We start from the raw sequence: 14,836 nt of genomic DNA on the forward strand, positions 1-14,836 counted from the left end.
GCTTCGGTGACACTCGCCGCCGACGAACCGGAAGCCGCCCCCGAGCGGGCCAGCCCGCCCCCCGCGTCCGCGAACTCGACGCGCCTCGTGCCCCTCGCGGAGCGCGCGCTCGTCATCGCGTGCCTCGGGGTCATGGGGATCTTGTTCCTCGACATGCTCACCTTCGGCCATGGCCGCGACCAGGGCATCTACACCCTGGTCGGGCGCACCGTGCTCGAAGGCGGCATGCCTTACCGCGACGCCTGGGACTTCAAGCCCCCCGGCATCTTCCTGATTTATGCCCTCGCACGGCTCCTGTTCGGCTCGGCCGAGTGGGGCATCCGCGTCGTCGAGATCGTCGGCCTCGCGCTCATGTCGTTCGGCATGGTCCGGCTCACGCGCAGGTGGTGGGGCAGCGGCCTCATCGGCCTCGTGGCCGCGACGATCGCCACCTTCATCCACGCGCAGCTCGAGTTCTGGCACACGGCGCAGCCCGAGTCGTTCGGCGGCATGCTCACGATCGCCGCGCTGCTCTGCGTCCCGGGCGTCGGCCCTTCGGGCCGGCCCTCGCATGTGGCGACGAAGGCGCGCTCGTTCCTCCTCGCCGGCTTCCTCTTCGGGTTCGCCTTCCTCCTCAAGCCGCCGCTCGTGGGCGGCGCCGCGATCCTCGCGCTCTTGCCCGCGTGGTGGGAGACGGACCCCGAAAAACCCACGATCGAGCGCCTCAAGGCTGCCGCCCGGAACCTGGTCCGCCCTTCGCTCCTGCTCGCGGCGGGCGGGGCGATTCCGATCGTGCTCTGCATTGCGTGGTTCGCCGCGCGGGGCGCGCTCGGGGACCTCTATCGCGTCCTCTTCGTCTTCACGCCCCATTACACGGCGCTCGGCTGGCACGGCGCGACCGTGACGGGCATGCTCTATTACGCCTTCACCGAGTGGCTCCAGCAATATGGCAGCGTCCCGACGGTGGGATTGCTCCTCGCGCTCGGCTTCGGCGTCGGGACGAAGGAGCGGCCGCTCGTCCTGCTCGCGCTCGGCATCGTGGTCGTCCACCTCGTCGGCGTGGCCATGCAGGGGAAGTTTTTCCCGTACCATTACGGCGCCACCTGGCCGCTCACCGCGCTCTGCGCCGCGCTCGGATATCACGCGCTCTTCCAGTGGGCGCGGGCGCGCGGGGCGCTCGGCCTCGCGGGGTTTGCCCTGTTCGTCCTGTTCGTCCCGTTTGGCCGATCGGCGACGAAAGACGTCCCCGGCTCGTTCCTCGTGCGCTCGGAGAAGCGCCTCGCCATCGCGGCCGCGGGTTTCCGTGACCAGCGCGGGCTCGACGAGCTGAACAGCCTCTGCGACGTGAACATCGTGGCGCTGCGCGAGGTCGCGAATCTCCTCGGGCAAGAGGTCCCCGCGAATCGCCCCATCTTCGTCTGGGGATTCGTGCCGAACCTCTACGACATGGCCGATCGCGCCTCCTCGACGCGATACATCTACGACATCCCGCAGCGCGTGCCCTGGGCCAAGGAAGAGCACCGGCGCATCCTCATGGAGGACCTCCGCAATCGCCCGCCCGCCGCCATCGTCGTCCAGCATTACGACGTCGTCGCCATGGTCACCGGCGACGGAATGGGCTCGGCCGACGCGCTCACGAGCTTCCCCGAGCTGCAAGCGCTCCTCGAAAACCAGTACACGCTCGTCCGGACGATCGACGGATTCGACGTCTACCGGGAAGCCGCCCGATGACGGCCCTGGTCCTCGAACCCGGCCTCGCAGCAGAGGCGGCTCCCCCGGGCGGCGTGCGGATCGTCGTCGAGCAAGCGCGGCGCATCTTTCCCGGCAGCGGCGTCGTGCTCGACGGACTCGACCTCGACGTCGCGGCCGGCACCTTCGTCGCCCTGCTCGGCCCCTCCGGCTGCGGCAAGTCCACGCTCCTCCGCCTCGTCGCCGGGCTCGACCAGGCCGACGGGGGCTCGGTCCGGCTCCTCTCGCCGGACGGCGCGGAGCGTCCGCGCATCGCATACGTTTTTCAAGACGCACACCTCCTCCCCTGGCGCAACGTCGTCGACAATGCGGCCTTGCCGCTCGAACTGGCAGGCGTTCCTCGGGACGAACGGCGCGCGCAGGCGCTCGCCGCGCTCCAGCAGGTCGGGCTCGGCGACGCGGCGGCGCGGTATCCGGCGGAGCTCTCGGGCGGCATGAAGATGCGCGTCTCGCTCGCCCGCGCCCTCGTCACACGCCCGAGCATCCTCCTGCTCGACGAGCCTTTCGCCGCCCTCGACGAGCTCACGCGCCAGAGGCTCGACGATCAGCTCCGCGCGCTCTGGCTCGACCTCGGCATGACCGTCCTCTTCGTCACGCATTCGAACGCCGAAGCCGCCTACCTCGCCGAGCGTTGCATCGTCTTCTCCCGCCGCCCGGCGCGCATCCTGCTCGACACCCCGATCGACCTGCCCCGCGAGCGCCACGCCTCCCTGCGCAGCGATCCTCGCTTCGCCCGCGCGCTCGGCCCGCTCCAGGACGCGCTGCTCGCCGGGGAGGCGCCGGATCCGCGATGAAATCGAATCCCCTCAAAGCAGCGGCCCCGCCCATTCTCTCGCTCGTGCTCATGCTCGGCGCCTGGGAGGTGCTCGTGCGGGTGCTCGTGGTGCCGGCGTATCTCCTGCCCCCGCCGAGCCAAATCGCCGCCGCATTCGCCGCCGACGCAACGACGCTCGCCCTCGCGACCCTGACCACGGCGAAAAGCGCGCTCCTCGGATTCGTGCTCTCCGGCGTGATCGGCGTCCTCGTGGCCGTCGCGCTCTCCGCCTCGCGCCTGCTCGAACGCGCATTTTACCCGTACGCCGTCTTCCTGCAGACCGTGCCGATCGTGGCCATCGCGCCGCTGCTCGTGCTCTGGTTCGGGCCGGGCGAGCGCGCCGTCAGCGTCTCGGCGTTCATCGTGAGCGTGTTTCCGGTCGTGGCGAACGCGCTCTCCGGGCTGCGATCCGTGGAGCCCGCGCTGCGTGATCTTTTCCGTCTCTATGGCGCGGGCAAACTCCGCACGCTCGTGCTCTTGAGCTTGCCCTCGTCCTTGCCGAGCATCGTCACGGGCCTGCGCATCGCGGGCGGGCTCGCCGTGATCGGGGCCATCGTGGGTGAATTCGTGGCAGGCTTCGCCGAGGGCACCCCCGGGCTCGGCATCCTCATCATGAGCGCACCGCGGCAGCTCCGGACCGATCTGCTCTTCGCAGCCGTGCTCTGCGCCTCGGCACTCGGACTCGGCTTGTTCGGCGCGACGAACCTCGGCGGCTGGCTTCTCCTCAGGCGGTGGCATCCGTCGGAGAAGAGCTGATCCCGCCGCGAGAAAGAGCGTTCAGCGCGCGTACTTCGCGTTCCGGTCCCTGACGCCGGCCGCCATCATCTCGACCGCCGACGCAATGCGACGCGCCCGCGTCTCCGGCTTCTTCGCCTCCTCGATCCAGCCGACATACTCCCTGCGATGCGAAGGCGCGAGCGAACCCCAGGTGGCGCTCGCCGCGGCGCTCGTCGCGAGCGCCACCGAGAGATCCGAAGGCGCCGTCCCATTCGCCGATTCCTTCCTCGCCGCGCCCGTCTTCCTCGCCCCCGGCGCCGCAGCCGAGTTCTCCTTGCGCGCAACCATCGCCTCCGGCTTGAAGCGCAACGCCGACCAGGTCTCATCGATCGCGACCTGCGCAACCCCACCCCACCCAGCCTCCTCGATCACCTTCCAGCCAACATCCCGCGTGAGATCCGTCTCCACCCCCGAGCTCTTCTTCGGATAAGCAATCCAGAGGACGCCGCCATCACGCACCGCCGAAATCGCCTTCAGCCCGCCCTTCTCGAGCTCCTTCGCCTTCTCGACAAAGAAAAGTACGACGTCAAACGAACCACGCGCCAACGTCGACAAGCTCGCGCCCTGAGGCAACGGTTCGAGCAGCTCCGCGCGTCCGTCCGGGGCCCCGAGGACGAGCACACGGCTGTTCGGTTTGATCTGGAGTTTCTTGGAGAGGGAGCTCTGGGTGGTGGTCATGGCAAACGCTCGCACGCCCATGCTACAGCCATTTCCGCGTCCAGAGTGGAACACGGTTTGCCCCGACCACGCTCGCGCGACGCGCGCCCCCGCCTCGAAGGAGTCACCCATGTACGTCGTGGTCAACACCATCCAGGCCCCCGAGCACGAGCTCTCAAGGATCAGGCGGGCCTTCCGCGACACAGCACACGACCTCGACCAATTCGAAGGCTTCCTCGGCATCGAGCTCTGGCAAGACGAAGGCGCCCTGCTCGCAGTCTCCCGCTGGGCCACACGCGAAGCCTTCCTCGCCTACCCACGCTCCGAGCTGTTCCGCAAGCACCACAAAGGGCTACGCGGCGCAGAAGCAATGACAGCAGCGCAGATCAAGATGTACGAGGCAGAGTCGATCGCCTGAGGCGTCGCGCTGGGGCTTTGCCCCAGGCCCCACCAGGGGCTGTCCGCCCCTGGACCCGGACCAGCGCAAGCGCTGGACTCGGGGTCGATGAACTGCGCGGTGCGCAGTTCATCGAACGGGCCAGGTCCCCTGCCAGCCAAGACCGCAACGCTGACGGTTCAACCGGCAACGTGCCCGCCGCCGGCTAGAAACCGACCTCCATGGTCTTGCCACCGGGCCGTCGGAAAAACTGCGCACCGCGCAGTTTTTCCGCCCTCGGTCCAGGCCGTGCCTGGTCCGGGTCGAGGGGCGGACAGCCCCCGCGGGGTCCGGGGCAGCGCCCCGGCGCGACGCCCGCCTTGCGAGACTCACTCCCGCGGCGCGGGTGGCAGCGACTTCAGCGTGAGACGCCGGATCTGCTCGAGCACGATCGGATCGTTCGGGCGCATCTCGCGTGCTCGCTCGAAGAGCAGCCGTGCGCGCGCGGGTTTGTCCGCGACGCCTTCCCAGCGCGCGGCGAACTCGATGAGCCGCTCGAAGCGGAGCGTATCGCTCGGCAGGGCTGCGAGCAGACGTTCCTCGGCGCTCATCACGCCTCGCCAGTCGCGCTCCGATACGCAGAGGAGAAGGAGCGATTCGAGTGCGGGGATGTGACCTGGCCGGAGCGCGAGTGCTTTCTCGAAATCCGAGATCGCGTCTTCGGGCTCGCCGTGCCGCGACCGCAGCTCGCCGATGCGCACGTACATCTCGGCGCGCGAGTGTGGATCGCCGGCGGGCCCGAGCACCGAGAGCGCCTTGCGAAATGCGGCGATCGCGCCGTTCACATCGTCCTGCGACGCGAGCAGCTCGCCCTCGACCGTGTATCGCGCGAACGGCGAGATCTCGCGACCCGAGATCGGGCTCGAGATCGGCCCGTCCGTCCCGAGAATCGAAGCGCTCCCGCTGCTCGCCATCGGCGGCGGCGGCAACGAGGCGCCCGGCGGTGCGGCGAGCGGACGCGCCAGCGGGATGACACGCGGCATGCTGCCCCAGTCTTCGCCTTCTTCGGTCCAGGTGAGATCGACGTCGTCGGTCGGCGGCGGCGGATGGAACGTGCGCGGCGGACGTGGCGCCGCGAGCGAGACCTCGGGCTCGCGGACGGCCGGCGGCGCCATGCGTGGCGCCTCGGCGGGCAGCGGCGGCGCGGGCGGCAGTGGCAGCGCGACTGGCGGCGCGGGTGTCGCGCTGCGCGGAAGCACGTCGAGGCGCGGCGCGGGCATGGTGGAGGTGGAGTCGCGCCGGCCTGGTTTGCCCGGGGCGAGCTCGAAGCTCACCTTCGCCCGCGCGTGGTGCAGGCAAGGCACCGACTCGCGCAGCTTGCTCAGCAGCCGATCGAAGAGACCACGCGAGGTCAACGTACGTCCGCTCGGCAGCGCGTCGAGCTCGGCGACGATCGCCTGCGCGAGCGGCAGGCTCGTGGTGTCGGCCGTGCGCGGGCGCGCGCCGAGGAGCAGCTCGATGCCGCTCGCGTTCGGATCGGTCGCCGCCTCGGCCGCGCGCACGAGCACTTCCGCGCGCGTGGGGTCGAGGCCGAGCTTCGTGTCGGCGAGCTCGAGCACGACGAGCTTCGGCCCTGGCGCGCCGTCGCGCAGCACGGCCGCGACGTCCGCGAGCGCATCACCGACGGTGGGGTTCTGCGGATCGAGGGACAAGAACAGCTCGCCGTCGATGGAGAGCAGCGCCGAGCACGCCACGTAAAGCATCACGGAGTCGCGGAAGCTCGGCCCGCGCTCGGCGAGCAGAGCCTCGATCTGCTCGGCCAGGTCGCGGCCGGGATCGGCCTCCACGACCTCGAACGCGGCGTCCTCGCGACCGAGGCGGCTTTTGAGCTGCCCGGAGCCCGTCGCCGCAAGGGACGCGCTGGCGCCTTCCTGCGCTGAAATCGCGGTGATCAAGAGTCGCATCGAGCCCGTGTCCTCGGGGTTGGTCGCTGTGAAGGGCGAATTTACCAGGGATCGCCTCGGATCTCTCGATTTCAAAGAGAGCACGGGAACGGCAGCCTCGGGAGGCGCGAGGCTGGTAAGATGGGACGCGAGTCCTCCGTCATGCACCACGCCGTCGAGCTCTTCGTGTCCTCCGCCCCCGGGGATCAGGTGATCCGCGAGGAGCTCTGCGCGCGGCTCGCGGCCTTCGTCGACGCCGGGATCGTACGGGAAGCCGTGCCGGCGGCCCCCCCGGATGACACGCGCTCCCGCATCCGCACGGCCGACGTGGTCGTGGTGCTCGTGAGCCCCGAGGCCCTCGCGCCCGGCTCGATCGTGGAGACGACGCTGCGCGAGGGGCTCGCGATGGAGAGCGACAAGCGGGCCGTGGTGATCCCGCTCCGCGCCCGCGCGGGCGCCCCGGAGGAAGCCGGCCTGCTCGCGGATCGCACGATCTACCCGCGTGATGGCCGCGCCCTCGACGATGCCGAACAGCGGGAGGAGATCTTCCGCGAGGCCATTGCCGGCGTGCTCACGGGCGTCACCCTCTGCCACGTCATGGTCGGAGACTACCTGCTCGAAGACGAGCGCGAGGCCGCGGCTGCAGCCTCTTTTCAGCGTGGCATGACGCTCGCCGAGCGCCTCGCCGGCGACGCGCCCGAGGATCAGGATCATCGCTCCCTCGTCGCGATCACGCGGGACCGCTACGCCGACGCGCTCCTCGCCGCTGGAGACGGGCCCGGCGCGCTCGCGGCGTACAAGGAAGCGCTCGTCGTGCGCGATCGGCTCGCGCGCGACGCGCCGGACGACATCACCCGCCGCCGCGCGCTCGCGCGCTGTCACGAGAGCATCGGCGAGGTGCTGCGCGCGATGGGCGAGAAGCCCGACGCGCTCATGGCCTACCGCGCTTGCCTCGCGCTCCGAGAGGACCTCGCCGAGTCCACGTACGACGACGAAGCGCGGCGTGACCTCTACGCGACGTACGGCCGTATCGGCCACGTCCTCCGCGCGATGGGGGATCCGCGCGGCGCGCTCGACGCGTTCCGCACCGGCCTCAAGCTCGCCTCGCGGCTCGCGGCGGAGCAGCCGGACATGGCGGCGATCCAGGGGGATCATGCGCTCTTTTGCTTCCGCGCGGCCACGGTCCTCGCGGAGGGCACGTCGGCCGAGCGGCTGGAGGCGCGCTCGCTCTTGCGCCGCGCGCTCGCGATTTACCGCGTTCTCGAAGAACGAGAGCTCCTCACGGAGGCGCAGGCGATCTGGCCGCCGGCCGTCGAGGCGCTGCTCGTCACGCTCGGTACATGACTTGACGCCCGCCCGCCGGGGCGCTTCCGTCGATGTTCATGAGCAGCGGGCGTTTTGCTGGCAAGGTGGTCCTCGTGACGGGGGCGGGCAGCGGCATCGGGCGGGCGACGGCGCTCGCGTTCGCGAAGGAGGGCGCGGACCTCGTGCTCTGCGACGTCAACGAGGGCACGCTCGACGAGGCCGCGGCTGCCGCGCGCGCCGAGGGCCGGAGCGTGCTCGCGCGCAAGGTCGACGTGTCGAGCGCCGCGGGCGTGCAGAGCTTCGCGGACGAGGTACACGCGGCGTTTCCTGCGGTCGACGTGCTCGTCAACAACGCCGGCGTCGCGGTCACGGGCGGCCTGCGCGACACCACGCTCGAGGACTGGAACTGGGTGATGGGCATCAACGTGATGGGCGTGGTGCACGGCTGTCACTTCTTCGTCCCGCGCATGATCGATCGCGGACGAGGCGGCCACGTCGTCAACATCGCCTCGGCCGCGGGGATCGCGGGCAGCCGCCTGCTCGTCGCGTACTCGACGACGAAGTTCGCCGTCGTCGGCTTCTCCGAGTCGCTGCGCGCCGACCTGCGGCGTCACCGCATCGGCGTCACCGCGATCTGCCCTGGGTTCATCCGGACGAACATCAACGAAGCGAGCCGCCGCCGCGGCCGCTGGGCCGAGCCTGCGGCGCTGGAGCGCTCGCGTCGCTTGATGGAGCGCGGCGCCTCGCCGGATCTCGTGGCCGAGAAGATCATGACCGCCGTCGAGCGCGACCAGGGCCTCGTCCCCGTGACGAAGGAGGCGCACCTCATCTACGCGCTCAAACGTTCGTCGCCGGATCTCCTCGCCGCGATCTGGCGCCGCGTCGAAGCCTGGCAAGCGCCCGAGCTCTGACGACGCTCCCCTCTCCTCTTTCCCCGAGAGGGATAGGGGATGGGGGTGAGAGGAATTCGTCGCGCGATGGCACGCGATGTGTAGCGTTGGTCCCCCGCGCGCAGCGGGGGGCGAATGCGCGCGGGAGGCACGGCCATGCGCATCGCGATGATCTCGACTCCATTCATCCGCATGCCGCCCATCGGCTACGGCGGGACCGAGCTCTTCTGCTACGAGCTCGCGGAAGAGCTCGAAACACGCGGCCACGCGGTCACGGTGTTCACGACGGGCGACTCCATCACGAGCTGCCGCAAGCGCGCGCTCTACCACCGCCCCGTCTGGCCTCCCACGGCCGCCGACGAACTCAACCACGTCGCCTGGGCCTTCGCCGAGATCACGCGCGGCAACCACTTCGACGTCGCCCACCTGAACAGCCCGCTCGGCGTCGCGCTCTCCGCGTTCGTGCGTGTGCCGATCGTGTACACGTTGCACCATCACCGCGAGGAACCGTTCTCGCGGATCTTCGCCTCGCACCCGCAGGTCTCCTACGTGGCGATCAGCCAGCGTCAGCTCGACCTCGAGGTCCCGCTCCTCCGCGCGCGCGTCATCCACCACGGCGTCTCGCCGAACCGCTATCCGCCGAGCCTCCACGACCACGGCTACCTCGTGCACATCGGGCGCTTCTGCGAGGAGAAAGGCACGCACCTCGCGCTCGACGTCGCGCGCCTCGCCGGCATGCCCATCCACCTCGGCGGCCGCACGCATCCGCAGGATCGACCGTTCTTCGAGGAGCAGATCGCGCCGCGCCTCGATCTCCCGGGTGTCGTCGACCATGGAGAAGTCGACCACGAGCAGAAAGTTCGGCTCCTGTCGGGCGCGCGCGCGCTCGTCTGCCCTCTGCTCTGGGAGGAGCCGTTCGGCCTCGTCGCGGTCGAGGCCATGCTCTGCGGCACGCCCGTGATCGGCTTTGCGCGCGGATCCTTCCCGGAGATCGTCGACGAGGGCGTCACCGGCTTCCTCGTCCAGCCGGACGACCTCGAGGCCCTCGCCCGCGTCGCTCGTTCGCCCGAGCTCGCGCGCTTCGACCGGGCCCGGTGCGCGAGCCGCGCCCGCGACCGCTTCACCACCTCGGTCATGGCAACCGCGTATGAGTCCGTTTACCGCCGTGCTGTCGGGGGCGGAAGCGCGGCGCGCGCGCGGGTCGCTTGAGCGGTACGTTCCCGGTAGACAACGCGGCGTTTCTCGACTGAAGTCGCACGCCATGCGCTGGTTCGTCACTCCAATCGTTTTCGTCGTCCTCGCGGGCTGCGGGGCGACGCAACCCGCGGGCGGCCCGGGGCCGAACGAGCCCGCAGGCCCTGCGGCCACGGGAGAGCAAGCGTCCTCCGAGGGCACGCCTTCGGAGGGCACCCCGAAGGACCCGGCGACCGTCCCGCTCTCGGGCACGCTCACAGACGAGCAGATCCAGGCGGCGGTCAACGAGAACGTGAAGGCGTTCGACTCTTGTTACACGCTCGGCGCGGACAAGGAGGGCAAGCTCGCCGGCACGATCACGGTGCAAGCGACCGTCGGTCCGCTCGGCACGGTGAACGAGGCGAGCGTGAAGAAGTCGACCGTGAAAAACCCGAAGGTCGACGACTGCGTGCGCAACGCGTTCAAGACGATCAAGTTCCCGCGTCCGGCCGGCGGCGGGACGGTGATGATCACCTACCCGATGACGTTCGGCGGCGAGGTCATCATCAAGAAGTGAGCGGGTCCGCGCCGAGCAGCGCGGGCAAGACCTCCTCGGCGCGCCCGAGGACGACGTCGTCGAAAGAAGGGTTCGGCGGCGAGGGCGGCTCGAGGTTCACGAGGATCGTGCGCGCGCCGGCATCGTCGGCCTCGCGCACGTACGCCGCCGCGGGGAACACGACGCCGCTCGTGCCCGCGGCGACGAACACATGGCATGCCCTGAGCGCCTCCTTGGCCGCGCGTTCGTCCGCGGGATCGAGGTACTCGTCGAAGAGCACGATGTCGTGGCGGAGCTTCGCGCCGCAGCGCGGGCAAGGCGGCGGTTCGTCCACGCGCGCCGAGGGATCGGGCGCGGGGATCCGCGCGGCGCAACGATCGTCGGGGCAACGCAGGCGGAAGAGGGATCCGTGGAGCTCGACGACGTGCGGCGCGCCGGCGCGCTGATGCAAGCCGTCGACGTTCTGCGTGATCACCACGACGTGGCCCTCGGGCCGTGCCCGCGCGAAGGCGGCGATGGCGTGGTGCGCGGTCCGTCCGTTTCTCGATCGTCGCAGCGCGCCCGGATGGCCTCCGTCAGAAGCACGGGCAGCCGGCGAGATTGGCCACGCACGTGCACATGACCTGGCAATGCGGGGCCGCGAGCGATTGGCTCACGGAGCGACCGTCGATCGTCGCCTCGACATGCGCTTCGAGCGTCGACGCATCGACCTGCGTGACGACCACCTCGCCGCTGTCCGCGATCAGATCTTGTTTACCGGCCGCAGAAAAGCGCCGCGTGCGCACCACGGCGACGCAGCTCCCGTCGTGCGGAACGGCGGGGAGATCGGGCCCGGGGCTGATCTTGCAGGTCCCGGGGAGCTCGCCGAGAAGCTCCACCTTCAGGAAGGAGACCGGCGTCCCATTCTCTTCGAGCACGTTCTCCACTTCGAGGAAGTACGAGCATGAATCCGGCTCCGCGAAGCCAATGATCGAATACCCGTCGGGCTTCGCCGTTTGCTCGATGTAAATCCCACCGAAGGCCGACGATTCCACGCAGAGCTCACCGTCCTCTGCCACCGGCAGCGTCGTGCAGCCACCGGCCCCGCCCGAACCGCCTGCCCCGCCCGCACCGCCCGAGCCGGTTGCCGTGGGCTTTTCCGGCTCGCTCCCACACCCCACCATGATCGCGACTGCAAAGATCCCAATCCCGAGAAATGCTCTCAATGCCATGCGCGCGCCGCTGTGCACGAGCTGTGCCCACGGCAAAACGACTTTCTTCCCAGTCGAGCCCACGGCCTCGGCCCTGACAGCGCCGTCCGTGCCCTGACCGCGCTGTCAGGGGTCCGCGGCCCCTCGGGCGGCCGCCGGGTGACGCTCAGGCGAGCGCGCGGCGCAGCGCCGTGATTTGACGCGCGAAAAATGTCTTCGAGACGTTCGCGCGCCGGAGCACATCGAAGCCGTGAAAGGCGCCCGGGACGATTTCGAGCTCGACGGCGATACCCGCAACTTCGAGCCGCTTCGCGTATTCGACGTCCTCGTCATGGAAGAGGTCGAAGGTCCCCACGCCGATCCAGGTGGGCGGCAAGCTTGCGAGGGATTCGGCGCGCGCGGGCGCGGCGTACACCGGCACGTCCAACCCGCCGGGCTCACGCCCGAGATACGACGTCCATCCGAAGCGATTGCTCCCCGCGTTCCAGAGCCGATGATTCGTACCGTCGATGGTCTTGCCCACCGTCCGGTCGTCGAGCATGGGATACACGAGGAGCTGAAATGCGACGGGGATCTCCTTCCGATCACGCGCAAGGAGCGTGAGCCCGGCCGCGAGCCCACCCCCGGCGCTCGCGCCCGCGACGACGATACGGTCCTTGCGCACGCCGAGGGCCGCGGCATTCGCGTGGAGCCACGCGAGCGTCGCATACAGGTCGTCCATGGCGGCGGGAAAGGGATGCTCGGGCGCGAGACGATACGACGGCGCGACGACGGTCATCCCGAGCTCGCGCGCGAACGTCATCGCGACCTCGTCGTCCTGCGCGGGCGAACCGATGATGAAGCCGCCGCCGTGAATCCAGAGCATCGCCGGCATGGGCTGCGTGACGCCGTCGGGCACGAAGACACGCGCCGTCTGGGCCCCGGGAATGTCGCGAAGAAACGCGCGCACGCCCGGCGTGCTGCGGGGCGCGCCCGCGTTTGCCGCGAGCCGGCGCATGAACTTCACGAAACGAGGGCCGGCGGTGATGCGGGGCAAGAAGCGCGCGGCGAAGGCCAGGTCAGGATGGAAGTTGCTCATGGCGTTTCCTTGGGGCTCCCAGGATCGATCCGCGCGCCCACGTCGTGGTCACGCAGGAGCGCACAATAACTCGGCGAGCGCCGAGACCGGCTGCTCCCAGAGCTTCTCATAACTCACGCTGAGAAGCTCGCGCGAGTGGCGACCGCGGAGGTAAGCCGCACGCAGCCGTCCGACGTATGCCCCGAAGTCCTTGAGCCCCGACCGCTTCAGCTGTCGCGGGACCGCGTACGCCAGGATCAGCACCGCCTGCCGGACGCCGAGGTTGCCGAGCACGAACGCCTGCAGCTCCATCTCGCCCGGCTCGTCGGTCGCATAACCGGTGATCAGGTGAAACAGGTCGTGCGTCTCGCGGTAGCGCTTGCTGAGGTAATCGACGTCGTTCGTGACGGGGAACGTGGTGACGAACGGCTCGATGCCGTTGTCGCGGAAGTAGCGCACGAACTCGTGGCCGAGCGTGCCGGGCGGCAGGCGCGCGAGCGCGTCGAGGTCGAGCTCGCGGCCCTGCAGCGTCGTGCGCTCGTCGAGCAGCCGCCGGGTCTCGGGAATCTCGCGCCACGCCTCGGCCAGCTTCGCGTACGTCTCGCTATCGAGGCACGCATTGACCAGCGGGCCGTAGTACGTGTGCCCAGGGTCGTTGGCCAGGACGCCGAGCGCGTGGACGGCCAGGCGGATGCGAGTGAAGAGCGACGCGTTCGCGGGCAGGGTCGGGAGCGTGTCGTGGTTCATGAAGACCTCCTTCGGCGACGAGCGAGCCCTGGCTTTTGGCGCTCGCGAATCGAGGATAATCGAAACGGACAGTAGTGTCCACTTGAGCTTCGGGCTAGAGTCGCGCCGGTGGAGAGCCAGACTGAAAAAAGACCGGCGCGACGGCGCGACGCCGAGGAGAACCGCGCGCGGATCGTCGCCGCCGCGCGCGAGGTGTACGCGTCGGCCGGCTTCGACGCGCCGTTCGACGCGATCGCGCGTCACGCCGGCGTCGGACGTGCGACGCTTTATCGGAACTTCCCGGACCGGTACGCGCTCGGCGCCGCGATCGTCGAGGACGATCTCGGCACGCTCGAAGCGCTCGCCCGCGAGCACGGCGATCGGCCCGACGCCTTCATGGCGCTCTTGTCGGCCATCGTCGAACGGCACACCGAGACGCACGCATTGGTGCCTGCCCTCCTGCGCGGGCCGGGCGAGCCCGCCCTGCAGGCCCTCGTCCCCCGGGTCACGCGGCTGCTCACGGTGCCGCTGCGGCGCGCGCGTACGGCGGGGCTGGTCCGCGACGACCTCACCCTCGCCGACGTGATCGACGTGCTCACCATGCTCGCGGCCGTGCTGGCGGACGACGGGACGGGCCGCTCACGCGAGCGGCGCATGGCGCGGGCGCTCGAGCTTTTGATCCACGGCCTCGTCCCGCGCGAGCCTGTGCATTCACACCCGTCGCGGCGATGACGCGACGGGAAAGGACGGGCGGCGTTATGCGCTCTCTTCGAGCCGCAACGCCGCGCCCGGACAAACCGTGACCGCTTCCTGCACCGCCTTGTATTGCTCCGGCGGCGGCGTCTCGTCGAGCAGCACCACGATCCCGTCGTCGCGCTGATCGAAGACCTTCGGCGCGACCATCACGCACTGCCCCGCGCCACAGCACTTTTCGTATTCCACGAGCACGCGCATTCCCATGACGAACCTTCTTTCGTTTTGTTCCCGAACGCTCATTTCGCCGGCGTGAACGGAGCCAGCCACAACCCGGCGAGCGCGTCCACGAGCCCCGCGCCCGCGGCCTCCCAGGAGGCGCGCGGCGTGGGAGTCCCCGCGTGCAGCGCCCGCTCCCGCTCGGCGCACATGTGCACGATGATCTGCCGGCTCATGTCGGCCCGCTCCTCTCGTACCTCCGCAGGCAAGATCGGCAAGAGCCGCTCGAAGACCTTCGTCGTCTCCCGCATCGACGGCGAGGCGACCGTCTCGTCGTGCACCAGTTTCCACAACGCCGGATCCGTGGTCACCTGCGCGAGAAACCGCGCATACCAGCTCGCATGGCCCAGCGACGCGAGGTGCTCCGTGATCGGCAAGACGAGGCAAGCAAGCCCATCACGGAGCTCGAGTGAGCCCTTGAACTTCGCCAGCATCTCCTCGCGCCGCCGCTCGATGGATGGGGCATGCCGACGCACGATCGCGAGCACGAGGTCGTTCTTCGTCCCGAAGTGATACCCGACCGCGAAGTTGTTCGCCTGTCCGGCCGCCTCGCTCACCTGACGATTCGAGACCGCCACGACGCCGTGCTCCGCGAAGAGCCTCTCCGCCGCGGCCAGAATGACCTCTCGCGTCTCGCTCCCTTGCGTCTGCCTCACCCTCGAGCCGGCCATG

17 protein-coding genes are annotated in these 14,836 nt (G+C 69.8%); 9 read left to right on the forward strand and 8 right to left on the reverse strand.

Annotated features, from left to right (window positions below; genetic code table 11):
* Positions 1-6 precede the first annotated feature (6 nt).
* The 3 genes from QHF84_RS31565 to QHF84_RS31575 are packed head-to-tail and all read left to right on the forward strand — an operon-like array spanning position 7 to position 3,298.
* Complete coding sequence (locus QHF84_RS31565) at positions 7-1,710, forward strand: glycosyltransferase family 39 protein (protein ID WP_281317196.1); 1,704 nt, start codon at positions 7-9, stop codon at positions 1,708-1,710.
* Positions 1,707-2,522, forward strand: coding sequence for an ABC transporter ATP-binding protein (locus QHF84_RS31570; protein ID WP_281317197.1), 816 nt, complete (start codon positions 1,707-1,709; stop codon positions 2,520-2,522). The genes QHF84_RS31565 and QHF84_RS31570 overlap by 4 nt, the downstream gene beginning before the upstream one ends.
* Entirely contained in the window at positions 2,519-3,298 is a 780-nt protein-coding gene (locus QHF84_RS31575) for an ABC transporter permease (protein ID WP_281317198.1), read from the forward strand. Before QHF84_RS31570 ends, QHF84_RS31575 begins: the two co-directional genes overlap by 4 nt.
* A 21-nt stretch (positions 3,299-3,319) precedes the next feature.
* On the opposite strand, the gene QHF84_RS31580 is transcribed toward QHF84_RS31575, so the two are convergent.
* Positions 3,320-3,997 (reverse strand): YdeI/OmpD-associated family protein, encoded by a 678-nt coding sequence (locus tag QHF84_RS31580; RefSeq protein ID WP_281317199.1) that lies wholly within the window; start codon positions 3,995-3,997, stop codon positions 3,320-3,322.
* 109 nt (positions 3,998-4,106) lie between these two features.
* Here QHF84_RS31580 and QHF84_RS31585 point away from each other — a divergent pair, with 109 nt between their 5' ends.
* Positions 4,107-4,394 (forward strand): antibiotic biosynthesis monooxygenase, encoded by a 288-nt coding sequence (locus QHF84_RS31585; RefSeq protein WP_281317200.1) that lies wholly within the window; start codon positions 4,107-4,109, stop codon positions 4,392-4,394.
* 347 nt (positions 4,395-4,741) lie between these two features.
* Here QHF84_RS31585 and QHF84_RS31590 read toward each other — a convergent pair whose 3' ends face one another.
* Complete coding sequence (locus QHF84_RS31590; protein WP_281317201.1) at positions 4,742-6,316, reverse strand: tetratricopeptide repeat protein; 1,575 nt, start codon at positions 6,314-6,316, stop codon at positions 4,742-4,744.
* Positions 6,317-6,436: 120 nt separating this feature from the next.
* On the opposite strand from QHF84_RS31590, the gene QHF84_RS31595 reads away from it, so the two are divergent.
* The 4 genes from QHF84_RS31595 to QHF84_RS31610 all read left to right on the forward strand — a co-directional run bounded on the left by QHF84_RS31595 (position 6,437) and on the right by QHF84_RS31610 (position 10,240).
* The gene (locus QHF84_RS31595) at positions 6,437-7,639 is read left to right on the forward strand and encodes a hypothetical protein (RefSeq protein WP_281317202.1); all 1,203 of its coding nucleotides are present in this window, start codon (positions 6,437-6,439) and stop codon (positions 7,637-7,639) included.
* A gap of 38 nt (positions 7,640-7,677) precedes the next feature.
* Positions 7,678-8,511 carry an SDR family NAD(P)-dependent oxidoreductase gene (locus QHF84_RS31600; RefSeq protein ID WP_281317203.1) on the forward strand — a complete coding sequence of 278 codons (834 nt, stop codon included), beginning with the start codon at positions 7,678-7,680 and terminating at the stop codon, positions 8,509-8,511.
* A 135-nt stretch (positions 8,512-8,646) separates the two neighbouring features.
* Positions 8,647-9,699 (forward strand): glycosyltransferase family 4 protein, encoded by a 1,053-nt coding sequence (locus QHF84_RS31605; protein ID WP_281317204.1) that lies wholly within the window; start codon positions 8,647-8,649, stop codon positions 9,697-9,699.
* Between the two features lie 52 nt (positions 9,700-9,751).
* On the forward strand, positions 9,752-10,240 hold the full coding sequence (locus tag QHF84_RS31610) for an AgmX/PglI C-terminal domain-containing protein (RefSeq protein WP_281317205.1): 489 nt from the start codon (positions 9,752-9,754) through the stop codon (positions 10,238-10,240).
* On the opposite strand, the gene QHF84_RS31615 is transcribed toward QHF84_RS31610, so the two are convergent.
* From QHF84_RS31615 to QHF84_RS31630, 4 genes are all read right to left on the reverse strand, one after another.
* Positions 10,230-10,850, reverse strand: a complete 621-nt coding sequence (locus QHF84_RS31615; RefSeq protein ID WP_348652901.1) for a Sir2 family NAD-dependent protein deacetylase — start codon at positions 10,848-10,850, stop codon at positions 10,230-10,232. The two genes, QHF84_RS31610 and QHF84_RS31615, sit on opposite strands and share 11 nt — an antisense overlap.
* Positions 10,795-11,277 carry a hypothetical protein gene (locus tag QHF84_RS31620; RefSeq protein WP_281317206.1) on the reverse strand — a complete coding sequence of 161 codons (483 nt, stop codon included), beginning with the start codon at positions 11,275-11,277 and terminating at the stop codon, positions 10,795-10,797. Before QHF84_RS31620 ends, QHF84_RS31615 begins: the two co-directional genes overlap by 56 nt.
* 298 nt (positions 11,278-11,575) lie before the next feature.
* Complete coding sequence (locus tag QHF84_RS31625) at positions 11,576-12,487, reverse strand: alpha/beta hydrolase (protein ID WP_281317207.1); 912 nt, start codon at positions 12,485-12,487, stop codon at positions 11,576-11,578.
* A gap of 48 nt (positions 12,488-12,535) precedes the next feature.
* Entirely contained in the window at positions 12,536-13,213 is a 678-nt protein-coding gene (locus tag QHF84_RS31630) for a Coq4 family protein (protein WP_281317208.1), read from the reverse strand.
* A 108-nt stretch (positions 13,214-13,321) separates the two neighbouring features.
* Here QHF84_RS31630 and QHF84_RS31635 point away from each other — a divergent pair, with 108 nt between their 5' ends.
* The gene (locus QHF84_RS31635; protein WP_281317209.1) at positions 13,322-13,924 is read left to right on the forward strand and encodes a TetR/AcrR family transcriptional regulator; all 603 of its coding nucleotides are present in this window, start codon (positions 13,322-13,324) and stop codon (positions 13,922-13,924) included.
* A gap of 24 nt (positions 13,925-13,948) precedes the next feature.
* Here the strand turns inward: QHF84_RS31635 and QHF84_RS31640 are convergent, their stop codons facing one another.
* Together QHF84_RS31640 and QHF84_RS31645 are read right to left on the reverse strand one after the other, a co-directional pair.
* Complete coding sequence (locus QHF84_RS31640; RefSeq protein ID WP_348652902.1) at positions 13,949-14,146, reverse strand: ferredoxin; 198 nt, start codon at positions 14,144-14,146, stop codon at positions 13,949-13,951.
* 38 nt (positions 14,147-14,184) lie between these two features.
* Positions 14,185-14,835 carry a TetR family transcriptional regulator gene (locus tag QHF84_RS31645; protein ID WP_281317210.1) on the reverse strand — a complete coding sequence of 217 codons (651 nt, stop codon included), beginning with the start codon at positions 14,833-14,835 and terminating at the stop codon, positions 14,185-14,187.
* Position 14,836 lies beyond the last annotated feature (1 nt).

The sequence above is a fragment of the Polyangium sp. y55x31 genome, assembly GCF_029946505.1.
Classification (GTDB): domain Bacteria; phylum Myxococcota_A; class Polyangia; order Polyangiales; family Polyangiaceae; genus Polyangium.

Bases quoted from the DNA above. Each gene is read 5' to 3' on its own strand.
- QHF84_RS31605 (WP_281317204.1), top strand. From the start codon at position 8,647: ATGCGCATCGCGATGATCTCGACTCCATTCATCCGCATGCCGCCCATC.
- QHF84_RS31610 (WP_281317205.1), top strand. From the start codon at position 9,752: ATGCGCTGGTTCGTCACTCCAATCGTTTTCGTCGTCCTCGCGGGCTGC.
- QHF84_RS31645 (WP_281317210.1), bottom strand. From the start codon at position 14,835: ATGGCCGGCTCGAGGGTGAGGCAGACGCAAGGGAGCGAGACGCGAGAG.
- QHF84_RS31570 (WP_281317197.1), top strand. From the start codon at position 1,707: ATGACGGCCCTGGTCCTCGAACCCGGCCTCGCAGCAGAGGCGGCTCCC.
- QHF84_RS31585 (WP_281317200.1), top strand. From the start codon at position 4,107: ATGTACGTCGTGGTCAACACCATCCAGGCCCCCGAGCACGAGCTCTCA.
- QHF84_RS31630 (WP_281317208.1), bottom strand. From the start codon at position 13,213: ATGAACCACGACACGCTCCCGACCCTGCCCGCGAACGCGTCGCTCTTC.
- QHF84_RS31590 (WP_281317201.1), bottom strand. From the start codon at position 6,316: ATGCGACTCTTGATCACCGCGATTTCAGCGCAGGAAGGCGCCAGCGCG.
- QHF84_RS31600 (WP_281317203.1), top strand. From the start codon at position 7,678: ATGAGCAGCGGGCGTTTTGCTGGCAAGGTGGTCCTCGTGACGGGGGCG.
- QHF84_RS31595 (WP_281317202.1), top strand. From the start codon at position 6,437: ATGGGACGCGAGTCCTCCGTCATGCACCACGCCGTCGAGCTCTTCGTG.
- QHF84_RS31640 (WP_348652902.1), bottom strand. From the start codon at position 14,146: ATGCGCGTGCTCGTGGAATACGAAAAGTGCTGTGGCGCGGGGCAGTGC.
- QHF84_RS31580 (WP_281317199.1), bottom strand. From the start codon at position 3,997: ATGACCACCACCCAGAGCTCCCTCTCCAAGAAACTCCAGATCAAACCG.
- QHF84_RS31575 (WP_281317198.1), top strand. From the start codon at position 2,519: ATGAAATCGAATCCCCTCAAAGCAGCGGCCCCGCCCATTCTCTCGCTC.
- QHF84_RS31625 (WP_281317207.1), bottom strand. From the start codon at position 12,487: ATGAGCAACTTCCATCCTGACCTGGCCTTCGCCGCGCGCTTCTTGCCC.